An 8,278-nucleotide genomic window follows, 5' to 3' on the forward strand; every position below is an offset into this window, starting at 1 on the left:
GTCCCATGTTTGATGATGTCTTTCGATGACTCATTTTTCACCCCGCAGGTCGGGCACCCGTTAGGGTGATAGGTCAACGTTCCGTGGAGGACTATGTGCTCTACACCGCGTTTCTTGTGATATGTGACTGTCTGATTGTCTAACTGAATGTTTTCCTCTTTCATTCCAAGTAATTCTTTTGTAAAATGAAGTTGGGTCATGTGAATCCTCCTATCGTTTTGTAAGGTAACTTAATTATAGGGGTTCACTGACCTTTTTGCATTTTAAATACAAAAAAGGTATCAGCGAATCATTTTGATTCACCAACACCAAATATTATAGAACCAAACAAAATGGATGAAACGATAGACATGGATTTTTATAGAGACAGAGACGAGCAAGCTTTTCTAGAGGCGTGGGAAGCGAAGAACGGCCCGGTTTCCGATGATGAGTTGGATGAGTTGTATTTGAACATCGCTGCTTCAGTGGACGAGCAGGTGAAGAACGGAACACACAAATTGGGAGAGGTCTTCGTGTATGAGGGTGTCGCAGTGGGCGAATCCGACTACAACACCTTCCACCAACTCTACTTGTTTCAAGAAGCGAAAGAAGATAAATAACGTGTCATTCATATGACAGACGAGCTGTTTCTTTTCATGAAAGAAACAGCTTCTTTTCGATAAACGCTAAATATGCTATAATATTACATTGGAATGAACAATAAAAGGGGAATCCAGATGGCCAGTGAACACATCGAGCATAAGTTGAGTTTGTTGCCGGATTTGCCCGGTTGCTACTTAATGAAAAACGAGACGGGCGAAATCATTTACATCGGAAAAGCGAAAAACTTAAAGAACCGTGTTCGTTCTTATTTCAGAGGAACCCATGAAGGCAAAACCGAGCGATTGGTGCAAGACATTGTGGATTTTGAAACCATCATCACCCAGACAAACAAAGAAGCGTTGCTGCTGGAAGTCACGTTGATTAAAAAACACCAACCGAAATACAACATCCGGTTGAAACGCGGAACAAGTTACCCGTATTTGAAGATCACGAACGAACGGGATCCGCAGCTCATCATCACGTCAGAAGTGCAAAATGACGGCGGTCAATATTTTGGGCCGTACCCAAACGTCTATGCCGCATCGCAGACCCAACAGTTGCTGCAAAAAATCTATCCGCTGCGCAAATGCAACGGCCATCAGAAACGGGCATGCCTTTATTACCATATGGGGCAGTGCATCGGGCCGTGTGACCATGAAGTGCCGGTGGAAGAATACAAGGAACAGATTGACAAAATCAAACGATTTTTAAATGGAAACGTAAAAGAAATTAAAAATGCCCTGAAAAACAAAATGGAAGAAGCCGCGGAGAACATGGAATTCGAGCGGGCGGCCGAATACCGCGATCAAGTGTCTTATATTGAAGAAACGGTGGAAAAACAAACCATGATCTCCACCGACCGCACACCGCGGGATATCTTCAATTACTACGTGGACAAAGGCTACATTTCCATCCAAGTCTTTTTCATCCGACAAGCCACGCTGATCAAACGCAAAGCAGCCATTTTCCCGTGTCACGCTACACCACAAGAAGAACTGTCTCGGTACATCTTACAGTATTACGAAAACTCCAATGCCATTAAACCAAAGGAAATTTTGGTTCCTGAAGGTGTGGAAATGGACGAACTAAGTGAAATTTTGGAAGTGAACATGCGGGTACCGAAACGCGGGGCGAAAAAACAACTGCTGGATTTGGCGGAGAAAAACAGTGAAATTTCGTTGAAAGAACGTTTCCGCCTGTTGGAAATGGACGAACAGAAGACGATTGGAGCGGCCCGTCAGCTGTCTGAAGCGATGAACCTGCCGTATGTGGAACGAATCGAAGCATTTGACCACTCCAACATTCAGGGGACCAACCCGGTTTCTGCGATGGTGTCGTTCAAAGACGGCAAGCCGGATAAGAACAATTACCGCAAATACAAAATCAAAACCGTGGTTGGAAGCAACGAAGCGGCGACCACGAAGGAAGTCATCCGTCGTCGGTATTCCCGTTTGTTGAAAGAGAGCGGGGACCTGCCGGATTTGGTTTTGATGGACGGAGGCATTGTCCAGGTCAACGCGGCTTTGGATGTGTTGGAAAATGAGTTGGGACTGGACATTCCAGTTGCCGGAATGGTCAAAGACGACAAGCACCGGACCGCGGCGTTGATCTTTGGGGAACCATTGGAGCAGGTGCCGTTGGAGCCCGGTACGCAAGGGTTTTACCTGGTGCAGCGCATCCAGGAAGAAGTGCACCGGTTTGCCATCACGTTCCACCGGAATGTCCGCAGCAAAAGTAGTTTTGCTTCGCGGTTGGATACAATTGAAGGCGTTGGGCCGCAGACCCGCACCAAAATATTGCGCCACTTCAAATCGATGAAACGGATCAAAGAAGCCGATGTGGAAGAAATCAAGAGTTTAGGTATTCCGGAGAAGGTTGCGGTGCGTATTAAAGAAGTGTTGAACGAGGCCGAACAACCAACTTAAGGAATAGGAGAACAAGATGATACGAACAGCCCGAGCGGAAGAAACCATGGATTTGGCGGAATTGGTGTACATCATCCTCCAAGACATGGAACTTCCGATTATTGAAAACATGCCGAAAAATGAACTTCTCCGTCTCTTGTCGGAGGCGATGCAGGAGGAAACGTATCGATACAGTTTCCGCAATGGAGTGGTCTGCGAACGAGACGGACAAATTGCCGGAGTTGCGTTTGGCTACAAAGGCGAACTCGAACCGGTGATTGACCAACCCTTGATGCGTATAGCACAGAAGCACGGATATGGAGACTCATTCCGGGTCTTCATCGACTCGGAGACTCAGCCGGGGGAATGGTATTTGGATTCGATTGTCACCCATCCGGACTTCCGTAGGCAGGGAGTCGCAACGGAATTGTTGGAATCTGTCCCGGAATGGGCAGGCCGGCAAGGTGAAACCGTCGTCGGATTGAACTGTGATCAACAGAACCTTTCTGCCCGGAAACTGTACGAGCGCCAAGGATTTGTAAAAGTAGGCGAGCGCCGGTTGGCATCTCATATGTACGACCACATGCAAAAGAACATCTAATAAATTCTGCCCTCTTTCATCAGGCAACAGCTGATGAAAGAGGGCTTTTTTGTTTTTGCCCGCTCGTTTGAGATATACTGATGCCAAAGCACAGGCACGTTATTTGCTTGAAAAGGAAAAACTGAGGAGGGAACAGAATGCCAAGAGAGGTTGTACTAATCCGTCACGGAAAGGCTGAAAAAAGGACACCGGAAAAAGAAGACGCCGCGCGCCGTTTGACGGAAAAAGGGATAAAAGAATTTTCGGAATTTATCCCTTCACTGATGCCGTATTTGCAAGAATCAAAGCACGTGCATGTTTGGACCAGTCCGATGGAACGTGCGAAAGAAACCGCCGCTCTGTTGACAGGCGCATTATCTTGGGAAAAAGCAGAAGAAAAAGACTGGCTGGCGACAGGAGACTTCAACGCCTTCCTTGAAGACATCCAAACAGTGGGAGCGGAAGAACAGGTGGTTTGCGTGGGTCACGAACCGATTCTCGGCAGCTGGGTGCATGAATGGACAGGCAGCGACCATCCTTTTTCAAAAGGCGAAGCGAAGGCTTTGCGGGTGGATGATCAAAACCCTTCCAAAGCCACGCTGCTGTGGGAACAAAAGCCGGGGCGTCCCAGGCAATTCAGCGACGAATCGGAAAAAATAAAAGCCGTATTGGCGCAGCAGATGCATGTTGTGGAACAGGCGTACAAAGACTACCAAAATAATCCCTATGAGCCTGAGACGGTGCATCAATTACGCGTCAATCTGCGTCGAATGAGAGGAATGTTGAATTTCTTGAAACCGCAGTTGGCGGAAGAAACGTATACCGAACTGAACGGTGCATTGAAAGCCGCAGGAGGAAGGTTGGGTTCATTACGTGAAGCGGATGTGTTGATCGAAGAATGCGGGCAGCTGGCTTTGAAAGAACCGGATTTGGTGGACAACTATTACGACGTGTTCAAGTTCCTCCGCAATGAACGCCAGAAGCGGCTCCGCGGCGGTTTCTCCAAAACCACTCACCAAGAAGTGGAAACAGCTGTCACACAAACGAAAAGAGCAATTGAGCAACTTTCGTTTCAGCTGAGTACACAAAAAGAATGGACAAAGTTTCTGGAGAAGCGACTCAAGAAAAAGACAAAAAAATTGAAGGAGCTTTACGAGGAAACCGACCACAGTGATCATGAAGCATCGCATCAAGTCCGCATCCAGGCAAAAAAAGTCCGGTATGCCGCAGATGGATTTGAAAGCTGGCTTGGGAAAGAGGCGGAGAGCAGAAAAAAAGCGAAAAAGATTCAAAACAAGCTGGGGCTCGGAACCGACTTGTACATCAATGCACGTTTATTGGAAGAGTACGCGGAAAAAGCGAAAGAAAAACCGCTGAAAGAAGCTTTTTTCATTCTCGCCCGGTACAAAGAAGACGCCAGAAACAAACTCGTCTCAGAGACAACAGAATAAAGAAAAAAACCGCTCTTTCTTCTCGTTGATTAGAGGAAAGAGCGGTTTTTGTGCGGTTAATATACTTTTTTGTCGTCTTCATCTAGTACATCCATATTGTCTGCGATGATTCCATACGGACTGCGCAATGAAAGGACGTTGCGGGGTTTGTTGTAATCCAAGGTCATCTTCTCCGTGAGTTCCCCATAATCGGTACGATCGATATAAAAGGGTCCAACGTTGGAGTCAATCACTTGAGCGTATTCCGTTGAATCATTCGAGATGAGTTTCAAAGTGAACACACCACGGATGCTGCACGCATACGTTCCTTTAAACCCTTCATTGTAATAAAGAGCCACTTTCCCATCGTGGGAATCCGTGATTTTTTCTAGGCGCTTCTTAGCAGAGTCGGTTACGTTGAGATACATGATTTTCCCCTCCTGAATAAAATGAACCTGTAACGTGTGTTACACACACAGAATCAATCCGTCTTTTTGGACAACCTACAATTTGTGACGACAAGGTCATGGCAAAAAGTAGAAAAACCAAAGACGGGTTGGTAAAACCCTAAGCTGTACCTGCTTTGCAGCTGGAGTTGCCGCAATGAAGAACGTCTCGGCGAGTAATGATCCACGATTACCGACAACAAACAGCAAAGCGGGGCATGCTCTTCATTCATCACAAGCAATGAATAGAAGTCACCGGTATAAGAATGCGATTTTTCTAATTTCATGATCAACTCGGTATAATGCCGGATAGTGTATCTCTTTTCGCTGAAATTCCCAGAAATCACCCAGTTCAATTTGCTTACAGTGAAATACGGGTCCCGGATTCCGGGTCTTTTGACAACAGATGCGACTTTTTCACCTTCGTAATATAGATCGAACTTTGGAAAAATGGAAAGGAATGTCTGTTTCGCTTCGGCAATCAAGTTGCCGTCCAGAGAATACAAGGACAAAGCATCTCCGACACGTCCCCATTTACCAACAATCAAAAAGACATCTTTTCCACTTTCGTCTTTTACGATAATTCTGTTTTGCATGGAAATGTATTCCTGCTTCATAAAAAGACGAACCATTTCTTACCACCTCGAATTATTCAAACCCACCATCACTATAAAGACAAAAAGAACTGAATCAATTACTGTTGAAAAATGTATACTCGCCTTCGTCTCATTTATTATAGCAGAAATTGCAGAAAAACCGAAGGGGAGGTGTACAAACTGTTACAAAGTTCATCGGATGTCTGTCGTTTTTTGGAAACAGAAACGAAGCAGCAGGCAATAAAAAAAGTACACCGGGAAACATTCCCAGTGTACTTTTCATTTGTCTCAGCGGCTGACCGCTGCGCTTCTGTCGATGGTCCGACTCAAATCTTTCAATGCATTGACCACATCATCCAATTTCGATTCCATCCGGTGCAACAGATACAGCGCCACAAAAATGGGAAATCCCGTATTGGCGACAATATCCATCGCGACAGACAGCCATTCGGTAAAGTCCATGATGGTTTCTCCTTTCAGAAGGCATTCGTCATCATTAATAACGAAAAAAACAACTGAAAGTGTGACCCCTTAAATGGATTCTTGTTTGGACAAGCGGTATCCGCTGTGGAAGACAGAACCAACGAATTGATTGTATTCGAATCCGCTGCGAATTGCTTCCGTAACGAACTCTTTCGCTTTCAAGACCGCTTCTTTCGGCGCCAACCCTCTTGCAAGACCAGCTGTGATGGCTGCCGCAAATGTGCAACCCGCTCCGTGGTTGGTAGCTGGTTCAATTTTTTCAGTTTCCAATACAGTAAACTCGTTTCCGTCGTAGAACAAGTCAATCGCTTTGTTCCCATCCAAGGCTTTGCCGCCTTTGATGACGACGTTTTGAGCGCCGGACTCGTGGATAATTTTGGCTGCTTTTTTCATGTCATCCAAATTTTTTAGCGTTCCAAGGCCCGACAGTTGCCCGGCTTCAAATAAGTTCGGCGTAGCCACCGTAGCCAATGGCGTCAAGATGTCGCGAAGGGCATTGGCGTTTTCAGGATTGAGGACTTCGTCTTCTCCTTTGCAAACCATGACCGGATCGATAACGACGTTCTCCAAGCTGTGTTCACGAATCGTTTCCGCAATCACCTCAATAACCGGAACATTCGGCAGCATTCCTGTCTTCAATGCCGCAATTTTTGGCCCGGCAGTGGCTGTCTTCAGCTGACCACGAACCACCTCAGCATCGATTGGTGTGACGTTGTGTTTCCAGTTGTTGTCTGGATCCATCATGGCGATGGTGGTCAACGCTGCAATCCCATAAGTGCCATACTCGGCGAATGTTTTTAAATCCGCCGCGATGCCGGCGCCGCCGCTTGCGTCATTTCCTGCAATTGTAAGTGTGAGTTTGGTGTCTGCCAACTTCTTTTCCCCCTTGATTGGTCGAACTCGGGTGGAGCTCAGTGCTGTTCCACATCAGCGAGCACGAATAAATTGATTCCTTTATTGTAGCATTTTCCGGCTAGTTGTCAATCGTTCTTCCAACTGCCGGCTGTTCGACCAATTGGTTCTGCATCACGCGGGAGATGGCTTCGGCCACTCCGTTTTCCACATTGGAGGAAGTGTGGTATCTGGCTGCACGTTTTGCTTCGATGCGTGCGTTGTCGACCGCAAAGCTGTAACCGGCCCATTCCAACATCGACAAGTCATTGATGTTGTCTCCGATAGCCAAGACTTCTTCGGCTTCAATGCCCAATGTTTTGGCATATTCTTCCAAAGCAATCCCTTTTTGAGCGGATGCATGGTTGATTTCAAGGTTGCTGAAGTGCGAGGAAGTAACTGACAAATCGGTGTGTTCGGACTCGATAGCAGCTTGCAGAGGTTCTAAGATGACTTCACCGTCTCTATGGAAGGCGGAAACTTTTAACACGGCAACATCGTCCTGCTGGAGAATTTCCTCGTAGTTGTTCACGAAAGAAATATGCAGTTCTTCCAAGCGTTCGCGGGAGTATTCAAGAGCTTCTTCGAAAGTGACATTTGGATTGAGTTCCATTAACATCTGACCGATTGATTCCAGACGTTTTTCACGATTGTCCGAGAAAATACCGCTGGTCGTCATGATTTCCCCATGCGCACCGATGGCGTCAATCATAGCCAACAAGTCTCGTACTTGCTGCTTTTCGATTCCACGGCTGTAAATCAGTTTGCCGCTTTCGTCAAACAGTTGTGCACCGTTCAAAGCGATGATGGGGCAGGAAAGCCCGACTTCTTCCAATAAAGGGACAGCCTGTTCGTAACCACGGCCGGTAGCGACTATAAAATGAATCCCTTCTTGCTGAGCTTTTTGAATAGCTTGAGCGTTTGTCTCTGAAATAGCCATTTTTTCATTGAGCAGTGTCCCATCCATGTCAGATGCAATCAGTTTAAGCATATCTGTTCCTCCTATGAAAGTATCGCTTCTAGTGTACCATGATTCTTCTGAAATGGAACACAGAGGACTTTTTCGTATGTGTCAATACTTTGGCGGAAACTTTTCTCTAGAGATGGTAACTCTTCAATTTTAATATTAAAATGGCTCGTTCTGTGTGTTTCATTACCCAAACATTTTCTTCAGTTGTCCCATTGGACTTGATGTGGAACTATAATTAGCTATTTCACCTATTTTAACCCCTATAGAAGGACGATGAATCTTTTTCAAAACAGCTCTAACAGCCCCTTTAAATTCAGGGACAATGGTTTGTTCAAATGCAGGTAGTTCCGCTCTCAAAGCTTCTAAAAGCGTTCCGTTTTTACGAGCTGAAATAAT

Annotated in this window: 10 protein-coding genes and 1 pseudogene; 4 read left to right on the forward strand and 7 right to left on the reverse strand. The window is 46.0% G+C overall.

Features of this window, described 5'->3' with window-relative positions:
* A pseudogene (locus tag G470_RS0110570) lies at positions 1-200 on the reverse strand (ISL3 family transposase); the annotation flags it as partial.
* 132 nt (positions 201-332) lie between these two features.
* Here G470_RS0110570 and G470_RS0110575 point away from each other — a divergent pair.
* The 4 genes from G470_RS0110575 to G470_RS0110590 all read left to right on the forward strand — a co-directional run bounded on the left by G470_RS0110575 (position 333) and on the right by G470_RS0110590 (position 4,517).
* Positions 333-599 (forward strand): hypothetical protein, encoded by a 267-nt coding sequence (locus G470_RS0110575; protein WP_028274782.1) that lies wholly within the window; start codon positions 333-335, stop codon positions 597-599.
* A gap of 117 nt (positions 600-716) precedes the next feature.
* The gene (uvrC, locus tag G470_RS0110580; RefSeq protein WP_028274783.1) at positions 717-2,507 is read left to right on the forward strand and encodes an excinuclease ABC subunit UvrC; all 1,791 of its coding nucleotides are present in this window, start codon (positions 717-719) and stop codon (positions 2,505-2,507) included.
* A gap of 16 nt (positions 2,508-2,523) precedes the next feature.
* Positions 2,524-3,087, forward strand: a complete 564-nt coding sequence (locus G470_RS0110585; protein WP_028274784.1) for a GNAT family N-acetyltransferase — start codon at positions 2,524-2,526, stop codon at positions 3,085-3,087.
* A gap of 137 nt (positions 3,088-3,224) precedes the next feature.
* Entirely contained in the window at positions 3,225-4,517 is a 1,293-nt protein-coding gene (locus G470_RS0110590; RefSeq protein ID WP_028274785.1) for a CHAD domain-containing protein, read from the forward strand.
* A 56-nt stretch (positions 4,518-4,573) separates the two neighbouring features.
* Here the strand turns inward: G470_RS0110590 and G470_RS0110595 are convergent, their stop codons facing one another.
* The 6 genes from G470_RS0110595 to G470_RS14580 all read right to left on the reverse strand — a co-directional run.
* Positions 4,574-4,924, reverse strand: a complete 351-nt coding sequence (locus G470_RS0110595; RefSeq protein WP_028274786.1) for an iron-sulfur cluster biosynthesis family protein — start codon at positions 4,922-4,924, stop codon at positions 4,574-4,576.
* A gap of 53 nt (positions 4,925-4,977) precedes the next feature.
* Positions 4,978-5,574, reverse strand: a complete 597-nt coding sequence (locus G470_RS13410) for an LURP-one-related/scramblase family protein (protein WP_476692347.1) — start codon at positions 5,572-5,574, stop codon at positions 4,978-4,980.
* Between the two features lie 252 nt (positions 5,575-5,826).
* Positions 5,827-6,000, reverse strand: coding sequence for a YvrJ family protein (locus G470_RS13415; protein WP_156908074.1), 174 nt, complete (start codon positions 5,998-6,000; stop codon positions 5,827-5,829).
* A gap of 69 nt (positions 6,001-6,069) precedes the next feature.
* Positions 6,070-6,894 carry a bifunctional hydroxymethylpyrimidine kinase/phosphomethylpyrimidine kinase gene (gene thiD / locus G470_RS0110610; RefSeq protein WP_028274787.1) on the reverse strand — a complete coding sequence of 275 codons (825 nt, stop codon included), beginning with the start codon at positions 6,892-6,894 and terminating at the stop codon, positions 6,070-6,072.
* A 100-nt stretch (positions 6,895-6,994) separates the two neighbouring features.
* On the reverse strand, positions 6,995-7,903 hold the full coding sequence (locus G470_RS13420) for a Cof-type HAD-IIB family hydrolase (protein WP_035445593.1): 909 nt from the start codon (positions 7,901-7,903) through the stop codon (positions 6,995-6,997).
* Between the two features lie 162 nt (positions 7,904-8,065).
* Positions 8,066-8,278, reverse strand: a 213-nt coding sequence (locus G470_RS14580) for a hypothetical protein (protein WP_028274788.1), incomplete at its 5' end; no start/stop codon positions are given.

Source organism: Atopococcus tabaci DSM 17538 (assembly GCF_000429585.1).
GTDB lineage: Bacteria > Bacillota > Bacilli > Lactobacillales > Carnobacteriaceae_A > Atopococcus > Atopococcus tabaci.